The organism is Methyloversatilis sp. XJ19-13, from assembly GCF_024580155.1.
GTDB lineage: Bacteria > Pseudomonadota > Gammaproteobacteria > Burkholderiales > Rhodocyclaceae > Methyloversatilis.
The window spans coordinates 382,771-400,236 of the sequence record NZ_JANINH010000002.1 but is presented as its reverse complement, the minus strand read 5'-3'; the positions used below and the strand labels follow the sequence as shown (position 1 = coordinate 400,236).

The window sequence follows — 17,466 nt, the reverse complement described above, 5'->3', positions numbered from 1 at the left end:
AGCCCCTGACCCCTCATCCCAGGATCAGGCCTTCATCGCCTGCTTGATGGCGATGGTGCGGAACTCACGGCCGAGCTCGGATTTCGCGTCCGCTTCGGCGCGCTCCAGCCACGGGTCCTTGTAGTCCTGCAGCGCGAAAAGCAGTCGCTCGTACAGCGCCTTGCGGTTCTCTGCGTCGTCGACCACCTTGCCCTTCACATAGTCGAGGCCGACGCGGTCGATGTAATGCACCGTGCGTTCGAGGTACCAGCCTTCTTCGCGATAGAGCTGCAGGAAGGCGCCGGAGTACTCCATGACCTCGTCGTCGCTGGTCACCTTGCAGAAGAACTGCGCGACCTCGGTCTTGATGCCGCCATTGCCGGCGACATAGATTTCGTAGCCGGATTCCACACCGATGACGCCCACGTCCTTGATGCCGGCTTCGGCGCAGTTGCGCGGGCAGCCGGACACGGCGAGCTTCACCTTGTGCGGGCTGTACATGCCGAACAGCATCTTCTCCAGTTTGACGCCCAGACCCATCGACAGCTGGGTGCCGAAGCGGCAGTGCTCGGCGCCGACGCAGGTCTTCACGGTGCGCAGACTCTTGCCGTAGGCGTGACCGGACACCATGCCGGCCTGCGCAAGGTCGGCCCACATGGCGGGCAGGTCGTCCTTCTTCACGCCCAGCAGGTCGATCCGCTGGCCGCCGGTCACTTTCACCGTTGGCACCTGATACTTCTCGGCGGCGTCGGCGATGGCGCGCAGTTCGTTCGGCGTCGTCAGGCCGCCCCACATGCGCGGCACCACTGAATAGGTGCCGTCCTTCTGGATGTTGGCGTGCGCGCGCTCGTTGATGTAGCGGCTCTGCGGATCGTCCTTCGCCTCGTGCGGCCAGCTCGACTGCACGTAGTAATTGAGCGCCGGGCGGCAGGACGCACAGCCGTTCGGCGTCTTCCACTGCAACTCGCGCATCACGGTCGGGATGTCGATGTAATGGCGGTCGCGGATCGCCGCACGCACGTCGCCATGGTTCATGTCGGTGCAGCCGCACATCGCCTTCGAGGTGGAGCTGGCCGGCGTGTAGGCACCGCCGATGCACGAGGCGAGGATCTGTTCGACCAGACCGGTGCACGATCCGCACGAGCTGGACGCCTTGGTGTGCTTGCGCACGTCGTCGAGCGAAAACAGGCCCTTTTCCTTGATCGCCTTGACGATGGTGCCCTTGCACACGCCATTGCAGCCGCACACTTCGGCCGTGTCCGGCATCGCAGCGGCCTGGGTCTGACCCTTGTGGCCGACGTCACCCAGGTGGTTCTGGCCGAACATCAGGTGGTCGCGCACCGCGTGGATGTCCTGGCCGTCCTTGATCAGCTGGAAGTACCAGGCGCCATCCGCGGTGTCGCCATACAGGCAGGCGCCGACCAGACGTTCGCCTTCCAGCACGAGCCTTTTGTAGACGCCGCCCGACGGGTCGTGCAGCACGATGTCATCGCAGCCCGGGCCGCCGGTGAAATTGCCGGCGGAAAACACGTCGATGCCGGTCACCTTCAGCTTGGTCGAGGTGACCGAACCCTTGTAGGTGCCGATGCCGTAATGCGCGAGGTGATTGGCGCACACCTTGGCCTGTTCGAACAGCGGCGCGACCAGGCCGTAGGCGATGCCGCGGTGGCTGACGCATTCGCCGACCGCGTAGATCTTCGGGTCGTAGGTCTGCATCGTGTCGTTGGCGACGATGCCGCGGTTGCAGTGGATGCCGGCCGATTCGGCCAGCGTGGTGTTCGGACGGATGCCGGCGGCCATCACGACCAGATCGGCCGGGATCGTCTCGCCACTCTTGAAGCGTACGGCCGACACGCGGCCATCCGGTCCGGCGATCAGCGACTCGGTCTGCTTCTCCAGCAGGAAGGCCAGCCCCTTCTTTTCCAGCGAGGCCTGCAGCATGTCGGCCGACGGCCGGTCGAGCTGGCGTTCCATGATCCATGCGCCCAGATGCACCACGGTGACGTGCATGCCGCGCAGCGCAAGGCCGTTGGCCGCCTCCAGGCCGAGCAGGCCGGCACCGATCACGACCGCGTGGCGGTGGTTCGCAGCCGCCTCGATCATCGCGTCGGTATCGGCGATGTCGCGATAGGCGATCACGCCCGGCAGGTCCTTGCCCGACACCGGCAGGATGAAGGGGTTGGAACCGGTCGCCAGCAGCAGGCGGTCGTATTCGGCTTCGGTGCCGTCTTCGGCCACCACCTTGCGAGCGATGCGGTCGATCTTCACGACCTTCTTGCCCGCGTGCAGCGTGATTTCGTTGTCGCGGTACCAGTCCCAGTCGTTCAGGATGATGTCCTGCACCGTCATTTCGCCGGCCAGTACCGGCGACAGCAGGATGCGGTTGTAGTTGGGATGCGGCTCGGCGCCGAACACGGTGATGTCGTACATCCCCGGTGCGATCTTGATCAGCTCTTCCAGCGTGCGACAGCCCGCCATCCCGTTGCCCACCATCACAAGACGTTTCTTTTCCATGGTCTGCTTCCTGCGAGTGCTGACCGCGAATCGCGCGGCCGACGATCCGGCAGCGGCGTCGTCGCCCGGCGGCCGGGACGACAACCCGGCACGCGAGCAGACGCACACATCGGCATTGGTGCCGATGGCTGTCGGGTTCAAATGATCATGACCGGCACGTGCCGGTCGAATTGTTATCTGCCGGTTCCGGTCCGCCGCTGGACGAGGAAGCCGCTTGCTGCCGGGCCACATCGAGCGCCTGAGCCCGATGCGGCATTGATGCTGTCGAGACGCAATGCTCGACGCGATGCAGGGGCGGTCGAAACCGCTCTGGATTGTTGGCCCGGATCAGCGGTCGCGTATCGGGCGAGGCAGGACGCGTCGTTGCGCCGTGGTTGCCTGGCCTTTTATTCCTCCGGTCGGGTGCGCGATGCGCCACCTTGTCGGCAGGAATGATCGGGACATGAACAGAACCTCAGTCAAGTTCCACCACGCGTGGATGCAACGAGACCGAATAACACTAAGCAAATCCTTTGCCATCGTGACCGCGGCTGGCTGGCATGCCGCGCCGGAACCGCGGCAACGCCCGGCCATCAAGGCTTTCCGGTGACCGTCACCCGGTCGACGCACTGCGGCGCTCACCCTCGGAACGCATTCGTTGCGCACCGTAGTGGCGGTTGTCGCGCACCGATGCACCCTTGTGGTGCGACGCCCTTGCCTTTCAAGAAATCAGTCCTCTCCGCCGTTAAGCAGTTCATGACTTACCCATCGATCTCATGTCCCGCCCGGCCGCACAGCCGTTCCGCAGATCGACTGGCCTGGCTTCTGCTGACCGGTTGGCTGACAGCCAGCGGCTTTGCATTGGCCGGACACATGCTGGACAAACCTGCGAACCTCTGTACGAGCCCGCGCACCCCGACCGTCACCAGCAAGGTTTCATCATGAACGAACACGTTCTCCAATCGTCCCATTCGGCTGCCGATCGCGTGATGCTGATCAGCGCATCACTGCTGTCCATCATCTGCATTGCGGTCGGTACGGCGTACGGCGACCTGCTCGTTGCGCTGATGGTCGGCTTGCCGGCGGCGGTTGTGCCGCTGCTCATCCATCGCCTGGCACCGGGTGCCCTGGTGACCCGCCTTGCCTGCGCCAGCGCCTTCATGGTGCTGGCGGCGCTGTTGATCCAGCTGACCGGCGGCCTGATCGAAGCGCACTTCGCCATTTTCGTCATGCTGGCCTTCCTGCTCTACTACCGCGACTGGCGTCCGATCGTGATGGCCGCCGGCGTGATCGCCGTGCATCACATGGCGTTCAATTTCATGCAGGCAGCTGGTGTCGGCGTGTTCGTGTTCGCCGGTGGCGCGAATCTGTCGATGGTGTTCGTGCATGCAGCGTTCGTCGTGGCCGAGGCCGGGCTGCTGTGCTACATGGCGATCGGCCTGAAGCGCGATGCCCTGCAGGCTGCCTGGATCGGCGACATCGCGGAACGCATCGGTGCCGGTGATCTCGTGTCGGATGTGCCGCAGCACCCGGGTATGCCGCTGCTGGGCCGGATGGAATCGATGCGACTGAAACTGGCGCAGACGGTCAGTCTGATCGTCACCGAGTCGGTCAGCGCGCGCAGCGTGGCGGACACGCTGCGCGTCAACTCGGAGCGCATCACGCGCTCGACCGGGGAGCAGTGCGAAGCGAGCGAACGCATGGCTGCCGCGGTTCATCAGATGACCACGTCGATCCAGCACATTTCCGGCGAAGCGGATGAAGCCAGCGCGCGGGTGCAGCGCAGCGGCCAATCGGCCGACAACGGGGTGGCCGTCATGCAGGGGCTGGCCGGCGACATCCGGCAGACCGGCGAGGCGATCCACGAGGTGGAAAGCAGCATGGAGCTGATCGGCTCGCAGTTCGACAGCGTCAAAGCCATCGTCGCGCTGATCAAGGAAATCGCCGATCAGACCAACCTTCTTGCGTTGAACGCCGCCATCGAAGCTGCCCGGGCAGGCGAGCAGGGACGCGGTTTTGCGGTGGTTGCGGACGAGGTGCGCAAGCTGGCCGAGCGCACCCGCCTGGCGACCGAAGACATCGCCCGCACGGTCGATGCGATGCAGACCAGCAAGGACCGCGCGCTCGAAAGTGTTGCCAACACGGTGGCGACGGCGCAGCGCGGGGTCGATCAGGTGGCATCGGTCAGCGATTCCATCGCCGCCGTGTCCGCCGAGATCGGCGCCATGATGAACATCATCGTCGGCATGTCGGATTCGATGCGCGAGCAGACGCGGGCGGCAACCGGCATTGCGCAGGGGATCGAACAGGTCACCGGGCTGGCGCACGACACTGCGGTGATCGCCGAGGAAGATCGCGCCACCGCCGCACGGCTCGGCGACACGGCCGAATCGCTGGTCGGCGCGAGCCGGCAGTTCAAGCTGAACTAGGGCCCATCAATGCCATATCGGGGTCTGCGTTGAAGACGCGGACCCCGCTTTTGCGTCAACACCCCGCAAGTTCCCGGCAGGCGTCGAACTGCGCCTGCAGCGGCGCCGGCAGCGGCAGCCGCCCGGCCAGCAGCTCGCCGATCAGCGCCGCATTGGCGGCTGCATCGATACCGGCCTCCGGCTGGGTCAGCGCCGAGGCGCCGTCCTCTGCCTCGCACAACAGCCTTTCAGTGCCGTCGAAGAAGCCGATCATCGACGGCCGGCGCGCCGGATTGGCATAGGCCTCGCCCTCGGTACCGCGCAGCAGCATCGAATGGCCGCCATCCAGTCGCAGGAACTGCGTCATCTTGTCCAGATACTCCGGATGGGTTACCGGCACGACGCGTACGCTGCGTCCGGGCAGCGGATCGATCATCTTGGTCATCGAATGCGCCGAATTGCGCACGCCCAACTGCGGCCGCAACGACAGCAGCGCATCCAGCCCCGGACTGAGTTTCGCGACCTGGATGCAGGCAATGCGCCGGTTCGCGAGCAGTTCGCCGGCGTGTGCGGCGCTGTCGGCCAGCGGCAGGTCGAGCGCAGCCAGCAGCGCGAACGGATCGGCCCGGCTGTCGAAGTCAAAGTGGCCGTGGATCAGCACCGGCACCCCTTCGCGCGCCAGCATCATGGCGAGCAGCGGCATCAGGTTGGGGCGGCGGCGCGCGCCGTTGTAGGTCGGCAGCACCACGGTGCGCGGGCCGGGCGGTGCCTCGACGCGGGTCAGGCGCGCGTCGAGCGCCGCCTTGAAACCCAGCAGTTCATCCAGTGATTCGCTTTTGATGCGCATCGCCAGCACGATGGCGCCCAGCTGCAGCGGCGGTACGCGACCGTCGAGCATGTCGCCGAACAGGGCCTGTGCATCGTCGCGCGACAGCGCGCGCGCGCCCTTGGCGCCGCGGCCGATTTCCTTGATCTGTTTCGTGTAGTCCATGGGCCGGATTATGCCCGCGCGGGCGGCGCGGCCTGCTGCGTTATAGTCGGCAGTCCCTGCAGCGCCGGTACAGGCGCGCACAACGCATCGAGGAGAACAGCATGAAGATTGGTTTCATCGGACTGGGACTGATGGGGCGGCCGATGGCCGGCCACCTTGCCGCGGGCGGCCACAGCCTGCACCTGTGGGCACGTCGTCCGGAGTCGCTGGCGCCGTTCCGCGACAGCGCTGCCACGCTGCATACGTCGATCGCCGATGCGGCGCGCGAGGCCGACATCGTGTTTTCGATGGTCGCCGACGCACCTGACGTCGAAGCGGTCGCGCTGGGCCCGCAGGGCGTTGCCGAGGGCGCAGCCGGACGCGCCGATCTGATCTTCGTCGACATGAGCACCATCGCGCCCGATGCCGCGCGTTCGATCGCCGCGCGGCTGGCGGCCAAGGGTGTGGCGATGATCGACGCGCCGGTATCAGGTGGCGAAGTCGGCGCCATCAACGCGGCGCTCACCATCATGGCCGGCGGACCGCAGCCCGCCTTCGACCGCGTGCTGCCGCTGTTCCAGCTGATGGGCAAGAACGTGACCCGGGTTGGCGACAGCGGTGCCGGACAGGTGGCCAAGGCCTGCAACCAGATACTCACCGGTGTCGGCGTGCTGGCGCTGGCCGAAGCCTTTGCCTTCGCCGAAAAGAGCGGTGTCGACGCGGCACGCGTGCGCGAGGCGCTGCTCGGCGGCTTTGCCTACAGCCGCATCCTGGAGAACCACGGCCAGCGCATGCTGGACCGCAATTTCAAGCCGGGCTTCAAGTCCTGGATGCACCAGAAGGATCTGCGCATCGTGATGAACGAGGCGCACCAGATGGGTTTGGCGCTGCCCGCCGCCGCCGCCGCGGCGCAGATGCTCAATGCCATGGTCGGCCAGGGGCTGGGCGAGGAAGATTCGATCGCCGTGCTCAAGGTGCTGGAAGGTCTGGGCGGCATCGAAGGATGAAGGCCGGCTTCATCGGCCTCGGCGCAATGGGGCGCGCAATGGCCGCCAATCAGCTGCGCGCCGGCCATGACGTCGCCGTGTGGGCGCGGCGCGCCGAGTCGATGGCGCCGCTGGTCGCACTCGGTGCCCGTGCGGCCGAGTCGCCGGCGGACTGCGCGCGCGGCGCCGATGCCGTGCTGTGCGTGGTCACCGCCGGGCCGGACGTGCGTCAGGTTGCGCTCGGTGCCGATGGCGTGATCGAAGGCGCGTCGCCGGGCTGCGTCTTCATCGACCACAGCACGATTGCGCCCTCCACCGCGCGCGACATCGCCGATACGCTGGCCCGACGCAGCATCGACATGCTCGATGCGCCGGTGTCCGGCGGCGAACGGGGCGCAATCGACGCCAGCCTGTCCATCATGGCGGGCGGCGATGCAGCGGTGTTCGAGCGCATGCGGCCGCTGCTGTCGTCGGTCGGCCGTACGCTGGTGCATGTCGGGCCGAACGGTGCCGGCCAGGTCGCCAAGGCGTGCAACCAGCTTCTGCTGTGCGCCTTCATCGAAGCGGCGGCCGAGGCGGCGCGGCTGGCCAGCGCCAATGGTGTCGATTTCGCCACGGTGCGCGAGGCGGTGATGCACGGCTCGGCCGCCTCCAGGGCGCTCGACCTGTTTGGTGGAAAGATGGCTGCGCGCGATTTCTCGGCCGGCGTTCAGGCTCGCCTGCACCACAAGGACATGGGCATCGTGCTCGGCGAGGCGGCCACGCTCGGCCTCGCGATGCCCCTGTCAGCCGCGGTATGGCAGCAGCTCAATGCGCTGATGGGGCAGGGCGGCGCGACGCGCGATACCTCGGCGCTGCTGACCGTGCTCGAAGCATCGCCGACCTGACGGCGCCTCGGGCGATGCGATTGCTTTCATCTCTGCGAGGGAGTTCGGTCCGCGCGCGCCTGCTGCTGCTGGTGCTCGCGCCACCCTTGCTGATGCTGCCGCTGCTGATCGGTCTGGTCGTGTATTGGGGCAATTCGGCGTACGACCGGTTGCTGGTATACAAGGTGAATGCCGAGCTGACCATCGCCCGTCAGTACCTCGACCGGGTGCTCGAAGCGCAGAAGCTTGCGGTGGCCGGACTGGCCGGATCGGGCCGCCTGCGCAGCGCCATGGGCGACGATGCGACGCTCGGCGCCATGCTGGCGCAGCAGGCCACGTCGCGTCGCTTCGACTACCTCCATCTGCTCGACGAAGCCGGCCGCGTCATTGCCAGTTCCACCGATGAAGCCGGTCCGCATCTTCGGTACCCCGGTGACACGCCGCGCAGCCACTGGCCGGTGGTCGCTGCGGCGCTGGCCGGTGAGGCGCAGGTGGCCCTGTCCATCTTCGGTGCGCCCGAACTCGAACAGATCGGCCCGCCGCTGCGCGAGCGCGCCCGCCTCGCCATCGTGCCCACCGAGAACGCCCGCCCTGACCCGCGCACCGAAGAAGAGCGCGGCATGATGATTCACGTCGCCAGTCCGGTGGTCGACGCCCAGGGGCGGCAGATCGCGGTGCTCGAAGGCGGCCAGCTGTTGAACCGCAACCTCGACTTCGTCGATACGATCAACGATCTGGTCTACAACGACGGCGCGCTGCCGCTGGGATCGCGCGGCACCGCCACGCTGTTTCTCGACGACGTGCGCATCGCCACCAATGTGCGCATGTTCGGCGGTGACCGCGCGCTCGGTACGCGCGTGTCGGCGGCGGTGCGCCACCGCGTGCTCGACAACGGCGAGCGCTGGCTGGACCGCGCCTTCGTCGTGAACGACTGGTATGTGTCCGGCTACGAGCCGGTGGTCGACGGCGAGGGGCGGCGCGTCGGCATGCTGTACGTCGGATTTCTCGAAGCACCGTTCCGTGACGTGAAGCAGAACATCCTCGCGGCTTTGATCGCGCTGTTCGCGCTCATCATGGCCACCGGGGTCGTGCTGTCGCTGCGCGGCGCGCGCAGCATCTTCCGGCCGATCGAGCGCATGGATGCCACGATCAGCGCCGTCGAGCAGGGCGACGCCGCGGCGCGCACCGGCGCGGTGTCGGGCGGTGAGGAAGTGGCCCGTCTGGCGGCCCACCTCGACACCCTGCTCGACACCGTGGCGGCGCGCGAGGCGGAACTGAAACAGCTCAACGCCGAACTTGACCACAAGGTGGTCGAGCGCACGGCGGAACTGCGCGAAACCCAGCGCCAGCTGGTCCGCTCGGAAAAGCTGGCGGCGATCGGCCAGCTGACGGCCGGCGTGGCGCACGAAATCAACAATCCGATCGCCGTCATGCAGGGCAATCTGGACCTGATGCGCGATCTGCTGGGCGATGCCGCAAGCGGCGTCGCGACCGAAATCCGCCTGCTCGACGAACAGATCAACCGCATCCGGCTGATCGTCACCAAACTGCTGCAGTACGCGCGGCCAGGTGAATTCGCCGGCTACATCGACGAAGTGGACGTGTCGGCGCTGCTGCGCGACACGCTGCCGCTGGTGCTGCATCAGGTGCCGGCACCGGCGGTCGACATCATGTTCGATCTGCAGGCAAGGACGCGCGTGCGCATCAACCGCGACGAGCTGCAGCAGGTGCTGGTCAACCTGATGGTCAATGCGCTGCACGCCATGCCCGATGGCGGCACGCTGACCCTTGCCAGCCGCGACCGGGACGAACCCGCCGGAGCGGGGCCTGGTGCCGACATCCTGGTCCGCGATACCGGCCATGGCATTGCGGCGGAGAACCTGGGTCGCGTGTTCGACCCGTTCTTCACGACCAAGCGTGCCGAAGGTACCGGTCTCGGTCTGTCCGTGTCACTCGGCCTGGTCGAGCGCTACGGCGGCAGCATCACGGTGAGCAGCACGCCGGGCGAAGGCAGCATCTTCACCGTGCATCTGCTGGCCGAGCCAGTGTTCCGCGACAGCGATGGCGTGCCGCACGCCTGACGTGCGCCGGAAGGATTGGCCGCGTCCGTCCGCGGCAGGACACGCTTACCGAACGATCGAAAAACCGACCCGGAACTGGGCCGGGCCGCTGCGGTTGTAGTCGACCAGGCTTTCGCCATAGCCATTGAAATACTGGAAGTGCAGGAAGCCGCCGGCGCCCGCGTCCGCGATCAGCAGGCGCTTGAGCCGGTACGACAGGTCGACCTGCAGCGAACCCTGGCTGCCCGGATAGCTTTCTGCCTTGAGCAGCCAGCCGTCATCGTTGCCCACCTCGACGCCGAGCAGCGCATAGCCGCGATAGCGCGAAATGTCGCGGTTGGTCGGGTCGCGGTCGGTGTAGTCGAATACCTTCAGCGAGGCGCCGACATGGGTGTTGTGGTCAAGATCCCAGCGCCATGACGGCTTGGCGAACAAGGTGTCGATCGAGCGGGATTCGTCGGCGTCGCGACCGTTGGACTGATGTTCGTAACCGGCCTGTGCGGTGAAGGTGTGGCGCGAGCCGATCTGCCTGTACGGGCCGAATTCGTAGAAGAAGCTCGGCTTGTAGACCGTGTCGCGGAATGGCTTGGAATCGCTGCTCCAGTCCCAGATCGACGTTTGCGTATAGCCGAAGTGCAGGCCGGTCAGCAGTTCGCCGACCGGAATTTCGGTTGCCCAGCCGTCCGGGTCGAACAGCCGGAACTTGAATGACAGTTGAAAGCGCGCCGTCGTGTCACCGCGCGAACCGGCCACGAAATAGACCGGCTCGTGGGTGGACAGACCCAGCCGGTTGCGGCCGAGGTTCACGACGCCGACCGGCTCGCCGGTGGCGGCATCTCCGTTCGCGGCCCTTACTGCGTCCGGCGTCGTGACGGCCACGGCGCCGGCTGCCAGTGGCGCCGGCTTCAATTGCACCAGCAGCACGCTGGACGCCGCGCTGGTCAGTTCGATGCGGCCGGTGCCTTCGAGATCGGTCGGAAACACCGCGGCGTACTCGCGCCGGCCGGCCTCGGCCGGGGCACGGGCGCGCAACGCAACGTCGGCCGCCCGCACGCCGACGATGACGCGTGCCTTCAGATCGTCAGGCAGCGTTTCTCCGGCTGTGGAGATCACCGTCAGCGTCAGCGGCAGGCCCGGCTCGATCTGCGTCTGGCGCGTGGCCAGCAGCAGATCGGCCTGGACGGGCAGGGTGGTCAGTGCCGCAAGCAGCCCGGCCAGCAGACCGCTGGTCCGTCGCGCCAGGGAAAAAGGAGGGCGGGAAATGCTGTGCATGGGAAAGCTCCGTGGAAGACCTCACGATTGTGCGCTCTCCCGCCTGCTCATGCCGTCGCCGTCCCTGGCCTCCGGCTGTCACCGCCCGCCTACAGGGACTGTCGTGTCACCACAGCGTTTCCCTTTCCGGCGACGCGCTGATGCGGTGAATGGCGAGGTCGGCGCCTTCGTGCTCCTGTTCCGGATCGAGCCGGATACCGATGAGCGTCTTCAGCAGACCATAGATGATGAAGCCGCCGATCAGCGCGATCAGGACGCCGGTGACACTGCCCACCAGTTGCGACATGAAACTCACATTGCCGAGCCCGCCCAGCGCCTGCGTACCGAAGATGCCCGCTGCGATGCCGCCCCAGGTGCCGCACAGGCCGTGCAGCGGCCACACGCCGAGCACGTCGTCGATCTTCCAGCGATTCTGGGTCAGCGTGAACATCCATACGAACAGGCCGCCGGCGACCGCGCCGGTCACCAGCGCACCGAGCGGATGCATCAGGTCCGATCCGGCACAGACGGCCACCAGTCCGGCCAGCGGTCCGTTGTGCGTGAAGCCGGGGTCATTGCGGCCGGCGATCAGTGCGGCCAGCGTGCCGCCGACCATGGCCATCAGGGAATTGACGGCCACCAGCCCGTTCACGCCTTCGAGCTTCTGGGCGCTCATCACGTTGAAGCCGAACCAGCCCACGGTCAGTATCCAGGCGCCGAGCGCAAGGAAGGGAATGCTCGAGGGCGGATGCGCCGAAATGCCGCCGTCGCGCGAATAGCGCCCCCGCCGGGCGCCGAGCAGCAGCACAGCGGCCAGCGCGATCCAGCCGCCGACCGCGTGCACCACGATGGAACCCGCGAAATCATGGAACGGATGGCCGAATTGCGCCTCCATCCACGACTGGAAACCGAAGTTGCCGTTCCACACCATGCCTTCGAAGAACGGGTAGAGCAGGCCGACGATCATCGCCGTGGCCGCCACCTGGGGCCAGAAGCGCGCGCGCTCGGCGATGCCGCCGGACACGATGGCCGGAATGGCTGCCGCAAAGGTCAGCAGGAAGAAGAACTTCACCAGGTCGTAGCCGCTCGACTGGGTCAGGGCGGTCGCGCTGCCGAAGAAGCTGACGCCGTAGGCGATGCCGTAGCCGACGAAGAAGTAAAGCAAGGTCGATACGCAGAAATCGACCAGAATCTTGACCAGGGCATTGACCTGATTCTTGCGTCTGACCGTCCCGACTTCGAGAAAGGCAAAACCGGCATGCATCGCCAGCACCATGATGGCGCCGAGCAGTACGAACAGCACATCGGTCGATGTCTTGAAACTTTCCATGATTCCTCCACGATTCACCGTGGCGGTGCGAAAAGCAAAGAGCGCACCAGCGGAAGGCATTCATGACGATGAATTGCACCGATCGTGTGCAGGAAAGTTGTTTCACGGAGGGCGCGCCGTTGCGCGCACTGTTGCAGTGCGGAAGATCGGCCGACCGAGGCAACGCTGCTGCGGCCCGCGTTACGTGGAGCCGCACCAAACAGGTGCGAAATGGTGTGATTTACCTCAGAATGCGCGCCCTTGGTGCATCGAATGTCCTGACTCTTCCTGGAGAAACGAGTGAAACACAGCAATTTCGGAACATTCATCGCCCACGTCGATACTCGCAACCCGGGGCAACCCGAATACCTGCAGGCGGTGACCGAGGTGATGGAAAGCCTGTGGCCCCACATCGAACTGCATCCCCGCTATGCCGAGCACGCGCTGCTTGACCGCCTGGTCGAACCCGAGCGCGTCCTGATGTTCCGCGTGTCCTGGGTAGACGATCAGGGCGATGTGCAGGTCAATCGCGGCTACCGCATCCAGCACAGTTCGGCCATCGGTCCGTACAAGGGCGGCATCCGCTTCCATCCGTCTGTGAATCTGTCGATCCTGAAGTTCCTGGCTTTCGAGCAGACCTTCAAGAATGCACTGACCACGCTGCCGATGGGCGGCGGCAAGGGCGGTTCGGACTTCGATCCGAAAGGCCGCAGCCCGGGTGAGGTGATGCGCTTCTGCCAGGCTTTCGTGTCGGAACTGTTCCGTCACATCGGTTCCGACACCGACGTGCCGGCGGGTGACATCGGCGTCGGTGGCCGCGAGGTCGGCTTCATGGCCGGCATGATGAAAAAGCTCAGCAACCGCGCCGACTGCGTATTCACCGGAAAGGGCCTCAGTTTCGGCGGTTCTCTGATCCGGCCGGAGGCGACCGGTTACGGCACGGTGTATTTCGCCGAGGAAATGCTGTGCCATGCCGGCCAGTCGATGGATGGCATGCGCGTCGCGGTGTCCGGATCGGGCAACGTCGCGCAGTACGCGATCGAAAAGGCGATGGCCTTTGGCGCACGCGTCGTGACGGCGTCGGATTCCGCCGGCACGGTGATCGACGAGGACGGCTTCACGCCGGAGAAGCTGGCCATCCTGATGGACGTGAAGAACCGCGCCTATGGTCGCATCAGCGATTACGCGAAACAGGTCGGCGCGCGCTTCGAAGCCGGTGTGCGCCCCTGGCAGGTGCCGGTCGGACTGGCTTTGCCGTGCGCGACGCAGAATGAACTGGACGAGCGCGACGCCTGCACGCTGATCGCCAATGGCGTGAAGTGCGTGGCCGAAGGCGCCAACATGCCGTCGACCCTGGAAGCGGTGCGCGCGTTCGAGTCGGCCGGCGTACTGTATGCGCCGGGCAAGGCATCGAACGCGGGCGGTGTCGCGACCTCGGGTCTGGAAATGAGCCAGAACGCGATCCGCATGTCGTGGACGCGCGACGAAGTCGATGCCCGGTTGCTGCACATCATGCAGGGCATACATGCTGCCTGCCTGCAGTACGGCAAGCGGCCGGATAGCCGCCTGAGCTATGTCGACGGTGCCAACATCGCCGGCTTCGTCAAGGTGGCCGATGCCATGCTGGCGCAGGGCGTGATCTGACGGGCGCCCGCAGGGTAGCCAGCGCCGGCCGTCAGGGCAGGTTCGGGCGGATGACGAGCAATTCGTCGTCGAGCCAGTGCGCCAGCCAGCCGCCGATCAGGGTGCGGGCATCTTCAGCGACCACGGATTCGCAGGCGGCGGCGAAGGGCGTGCCCGACGCCATCGCCTGCAGCATGGCGGCTTCATCGTCGCCGATCGAACGGAAGTGCGGCTGGAAGCCCTTGCGCCACACCAGCAAACGGCCCGGCCGGTCCAGCACTTCGACCTGCGGCGGGGCGTCGCTGCGGTCCATCGCATGCCAAAGGTCCAGCGTGTTGCGCGTGACACGCAGCCATTGCGCGGTCGGGTGCAGGCGGAACACCACCTGCGCCCAGTCGTCGTCGTCGAAATCGGCCAGCGTCGCGCCGGTGACCGGTTCGGCGTCGGTCCCGTCGAAAGCCTGGCGCATCGCCCAGTCGAGCCGGGCCAGTTCCGACACCTCCGGGTCGTCCGGCCACACTGCACCGAGCCAGTCGGCGAAGCGGTCGCCGAAGGGCCGCAGGCTGAACTGGCGTGGCGGGTGGTCGGCTATCCAGGCCAGCGCCGTCGATTCGAAGCGATCGTCGCCCAGCCATGCCCAGGTCTTGTCGAAGCTGTCCTTCAGCGTGTCGAGCAGGCGGACGCGGTAAGCATTGAAATAGATGTGCGCGCGGTCGGCCTTACCCAGACCGCCGGCGTCGGCCAGCGAATCCAGAAAGTCGTTCGGCCTGTCGTGCAGGTAATCGATGAACTGCGTCTGCAGGCTTGCGAGCGCGCTCATGCCACGGCCCTTTCGAACGGTGCGCTGTGCTCGGCGCGGATCGCGATGCGGCGGGCGCGGTCGAGTTCGCGCAGCAGTTCGGGCAGTTCCGGAATGTGGTCGTCGCGCTCGATCATCGTCGCCACGTTGCCGAACATGCCGCAGGCGATGTCATAGAGCGCCCACACTTCTTCGCACACCGGATGGTCGTGCGTATCGACCAGATGGTCGTCATGCGTCGAATGACCGGCCAGATGTATCTGCTGGATGCGGTTCGACGGCATGGCGTGCAGGTAGTCGAGCGCGTCGAAGCCGTGATTGACGCTGCTGACATAGATGTTATTGACGTCAAGCAGCAGCAGGCAATCCGCCTCGTCGGCCACCGCGCGGATGAAATCCCATTCGGTCGCATCCGACATGCCGTAGCCCAGATAGCTCGACACATTCTCGAGCACCAGCCGGCGCCCCAGTTCGTGCTGCACCTGACCGATCTTGCGCACCAGCAGGCGGGCGGATTCTTCGGTGTACGGCAGCGGCAGCAGGTCATGCGAGTTGCGGCCGTTGATGCCGGTCCAGCAGAGGTGATCGGAAATCCACAGCGGATCGATGCGATCGGCCAGCGCTTTCAGGCGGGCGAGGTAGTCGCGATCAACCGGTTCGTCGGAGCCGATCGACAGCGCCACGCCGTGCATGGCCATCGGATAGTCGGCGCGCAGCCGGTCCAGCATCGCCATCGGCTTGCCGCCGTCGACCATGAAGTTTTCCGAAATGATTTCCAGCCAGTCGAGCGGCGCCCGCTGTTCGAGCAGTGCGGCGTAGTGGGCAGGGCGCAATCCCAGCCCGAATCCGGGTGATTCTCGGGTCAAGGTATTCATGGGGGCAGTCCTGTCCACCTGCGTCTTCGCGGAAAATGAAAAACCGTTCGCGACCGGCGACATGTCCTGGCGGGCACGTGATCGTTTCGCGAACGGCGGGGGGCAACGACTGAGGCGTCGGCTTACTTGGCGGCCAGGTCGCCGATGGTGCCGCCCTGGGTCAGGCAGTCCTTGGCCTGGACACCCTTGAAGCCGTGGCCCTTGCAGGCATTCTGGCCCTTGCAGCTGTGCTCTGCGGTGGCGCAGTCGCTGTTGCCCTTGCAGGCATGCAGGCCATAGCAATGCACCTTGTCGCTGGCACCGATGGCCATGCCCTTCGAACCTGCCGGGGCATCCGCGGCAAAAACCGAACCGGACAGGGCGAGCGCAGCGGCAGCGGCAGCAATCGAAGCACCGAATTTCATTGTCGACATCATGTTCTCCTGGGTAATGGGCGTGTATGTGGGCATGTGCCCGTGTGGGTTTGTGCGAGAACAACACCCGCCGGCCGATGGCCCGCGCATTGCGCTCTCCCGCCACTAGACCCGTGTGGCATCGCGATGCTTACTTCACCTGGAGAAATTTTTCGCTGCCCGTGCATCAGGGCTTCTTCAGCGTCTCCTCATCTGACGGGTTTGCCCAGGGCAACTGCTGTTTCTGCGCCTCGTCATGCCAGCGTTCTTCCTCCTCGTGGATGTAGCGTTGCGTCGTGCGCGCGTCGGTATGACGGGCGTCCTTCTGCACGAAGCGTTCGTTCATGCCGCTGTCGAGCTTGGCCGTTATGCCGGTATGGCGTCCCCAGTGCGCCGAGGCGGCGCGCAGCTTTTCGCGCTTGTGTTCCGAGACCTCGGGCAGCAGGTCGGCGGCGGCGTTGAACAGCTTCTTCAGGATCTGGTTCAACCGGCGTGCGGTAATCGGGCTGCGGTCCTTGATCGATACCAGCAAGGGGGTGAGGTCAGTGCGTTTCGGCATCGCGCTGAGCCCCAGATGCTTCCGGTAGCGCACCAGCGCATGCACCATGTCGTCGGCCACCGGCACCCTGGCCTGCTTGCCGCCCTTGCCGACGACATGCCACCACCAGCGGCCGCGCTCCTCGCGAAAGCTGTTCATGCGATGCGATTCCAGCTCTCCGGCACGCGGTGCCAGCATGTAGAGCAGGGCGGCGATGAAGCGAGCGCGCTCGTATTCGTCGCGTTCGCCCTCCGTCTCGCGCGGCAGGGCCTCGATGGCGCGGGTGACCGCGTGCCACATTTCGGCGTCGAGAAAGCGCTCGATCTTCTGCATTTCCTCGGTTTGCGCGATGACCTGGGCAGGTCCGGTCGCCGTCATGTTCAGCTTGCGCCGGCGCTGCCGGATCAGGCCCAGCGGATTGCCGGACAGATAGCCGGCGTCGACCAGATAGGCCATCAGCGAGTTGATCGCCGCGATCGACGTGAGCACCGCCGAATCCGACAGCGGACCGACGAAGGGGCGCCACGCGGGCTTCACGCGCGGCACCTTGGGTGCGCACCACAGCTTCGCCGGCTGCGGATCGGCCAGAAAGTGCAGATAGCCTTCGAAGTCCTGCCGGTTCAGGCTGGACAAGGGCTTGCCGCATTCGATCAGCGACCACAGCAGCAGCCGCTCGCACTCGCGCTGGTAGATGCGGTGCGTGCCGGGCGACTGTTCGTACTCGGTCAGGAAGCAGCGGATGGCATCGACGTCGTTCGAGGCACTGATCTGCAGCCGCGCCGCATCGGCGCGGTTGATGCCGTCGTGACCGTCGAGCGCGGCGGGCACGGTGACTTCGTCCAGCGGACGGATCGGAACCGGCAGTTCGGGCAGGGCGCTTTCGTCACTCATGGCGGAATCGGGCGGACAACGTTGCA

Annotated in this window: 14 protein-coding genes; 6 read left to right on the top strand and 8 right to left on the bottom strand. The window is 65.9% G+C overall.

Features of this window, described 5'->3' with window-relative positions:
• Positions 1 to 24: 24 nt before the first annotated feature.
• Positions 25 to 2,493 (bottom strand): nitrite reductase large subunit NirB, encoded by a 2,469-nt coding sequence (nirB, locus tag NMQ14_RS04410; RefSeq protein ID WP_257093825.1) that lies wholly within the window; start codon positions 2,491 to 2,493, stop codon positions 25 to 27.
• Between nirB and NMQ14_RS04405 the strand changes: the two genes are divergently transcribed.
• Both NMQ14_RS04405 and NMQ14_RS04400 read left to right on the top strand, forming a co-directional pair.
• Positions 2,492 to 2,638, top strand: coding sequence for a hypothetical protein (locus NMQ14_RS04405; RefSeq protein ID WP_257093823.1), 147 nt, complete (start codon positions 2,492 to 2,494; stop codon positions 2,636 to 2,638). The genes nirB and NMQ14_RS04405 overlap by 2 nt on opposite strands.
• A gap of 775 nt (positions 2,639 to 3,413) precedes the next feature.
• Entirely contained in the window at positions 3,414 to 4,901 is a 1,488-nt protein-coding gene (locus tag NMQ14_RS04400) for a methyl-accepting chemotaxis protein (protein WP_257093821.1), read from the top strand.
• A 55-nt stretch (positions 4,902 to 4,956) separates the two neighbouring features.
• Here NMQ14_RS04400 and ybiB read toward each other — a convergent pair whose 3' ends face one another.
• On the bottom strand, positions 4,957 to 5,871 hold the full coding sequence (ybiB, locus tag NMQ14_RS04395) for a DNA-binding protein YbiB (protein ID WP_257093818.1): 915 nt from the start codon (positions 5,869 to 5,871) through the stop codon (positions 4,957 to 4,959).
• A 101-nt stretch (positions 5,872 to 5,972) separates the two neighbouring features.
• Between ybiB and NMQ14_RS04390 the strand changes: the two genes are divergently transcribed.
• The 3 genes from NMQ14_RS04390 to NMQ14_RS04380 are packed head-to-tail and all read left to right on the top strand — an operon-like array spanning position 5,973 to position 9,783.
• Entirely contained in the window at positions 5,973 to 6,857 is an 885-nt protein-coding gene (locus NMQ14_RS04390) for an NAD(P)-dependent oxidoreductase (protein WP_257093816.1), read from the top strand.
• Positions 6,854 to 7,723 (top strand): NAD(P)-dependent oxidoreductase, encoded by an 870-nt coding sequence (locus tag NMQ14_RS04385; RefSeq protein ID WP_257093814.1) that lies wholly within the window; start codon positions 6,854 to 6,856, stop codon positions 7,721 to 7,723. Before NMQ14_RS04390 ends, NMQ14_RS04385 begins: the two co-directional genes overlap by 4 nt.
• Before the next feature lie 14 nt (positions 7,724 to 7,737).
• Positions 7,738 to 9,783, top strand: a complete 2,046-nt coding sequence (locus tag NMQ14_RS04380; RefSeq protein WP_257093811.1) for a HAMP domain-containing sensor histidine kinase — start codon at positions 7,738 to 7,740, stop codon at positions 9,781 to 9,783.
• Positions 9,784 to 9,828: 45 nt separating this feature from the next.
• Here the strand turns inward: NMQ14_RS04380 and NMQ14_RS04375 are convergent, their stop codons facing one another.
• Together NMQ14_RS04375 and NMQ14_RS04370 are read right to left on the bottom strand one after the other, a co-directional pair.
• Positions 9,829 to 11,034 (bottom strand): phospholipase A, encoded by a 1,206-nt coding sequence (locus NMQ14_RS04375; protein WP_257093809.1) that lies wholly within the window; start codon positions 11,032 to 11,034, stop codon positions 9,829 to 9,831.
• A 106-nt stretch (positions 11,035 to 11,140) separates the two neighbouring features.
• Positions 11,141 to 12,343 (bottom strand): ammonium transporter, encoded by a 1,203-nt coding sequence (locus NMQ14_RS04370; RefSeq protein WP_257093807.1) that lies wholly within the window; start codon positions 12,341 to 12,343, stop codon positions 11,141 to 11,143.
• A 279-nt stretch (positions 12,344 to 12,622) separates the two neighbouring features.
• Here NMQ14_RS04370 and gdhA point away from each other — a divergent pair, with 279 nt between their 5' ends.
• Complete coding sequence (gene gdhA, locus NMQ14_RS04365) at positions 12,623 to 13,966, top strand: NADP-specific glutamate dehydrogenase (protein WP_257093805.1); 1,344 nt, start codon at positions 12,623 to 12,625, stop codon at positions 13,964 to 13,966.
• Positions 13,967 to 13,997: 31 nt separating this feature from the next.
• On the opposite strand, the gene NMQ14_RS04360 is transcribed toward gdhA, so the two are convergent.
• The 4 genes from NMQ14_RS04360 to NMQ14_RS04345 all read right to left on the bottom strand — a co-directional run bounded on the left by NMQ14_RS04360 (position 13,998) and on the right by NMQ14_RS04345 (position 17,440).
• Entirely contained in the window at positions 13,998 to 14,765 is a 768-nt protein-coding gene (locus NMQ14_RS04360) for a DNA-binding domain-containing protein (protein ID WP_257093803.1), read from the bottom strand.
• The gene (locus NMQ14_RS04355) at positions 14,762 to 15,619 is read right to left on the bottom strand and encodes a DUF692 domain-containing protein (RefSeq protein WP_257093801.1); all 858 of its coding nucleotides are present in this window, start codon (positions 15,617 to 15,619) and stop codon (positions 14,762 to 14,764) included. The genes NMQ14_RS04360 and NMQ14_RS04355 overlap by 4 nt, the downstream gene beginning before the upstream one ends.
• A 122-nt stretch (positions 15,620 to 15,741) precedes the next feature.
• Entirely contained in the window at positions 15,742 to 16,032 is a 291-nt protein-coding gene (locus NMQ14_RS04350) for a hypothetical protein (protein ID WP_257093799.1), read from the bottom strand.
• 166 nt (positions 16,033 to 16,198) lie between these two features.
• Complete coding sequence (locus tag NMQ14_RS04345) at positions 16,199 to 17,440, bottom strand: site-specific integrase (RefSeq protein WP_257093798.1); 1,242 nt, start codon at positions 17,438 to 17,440, stop codon at positions 16,199 to 16,201.
• Positions 17,441 to 17,466 lie beyond the last annotated feature (26 nt).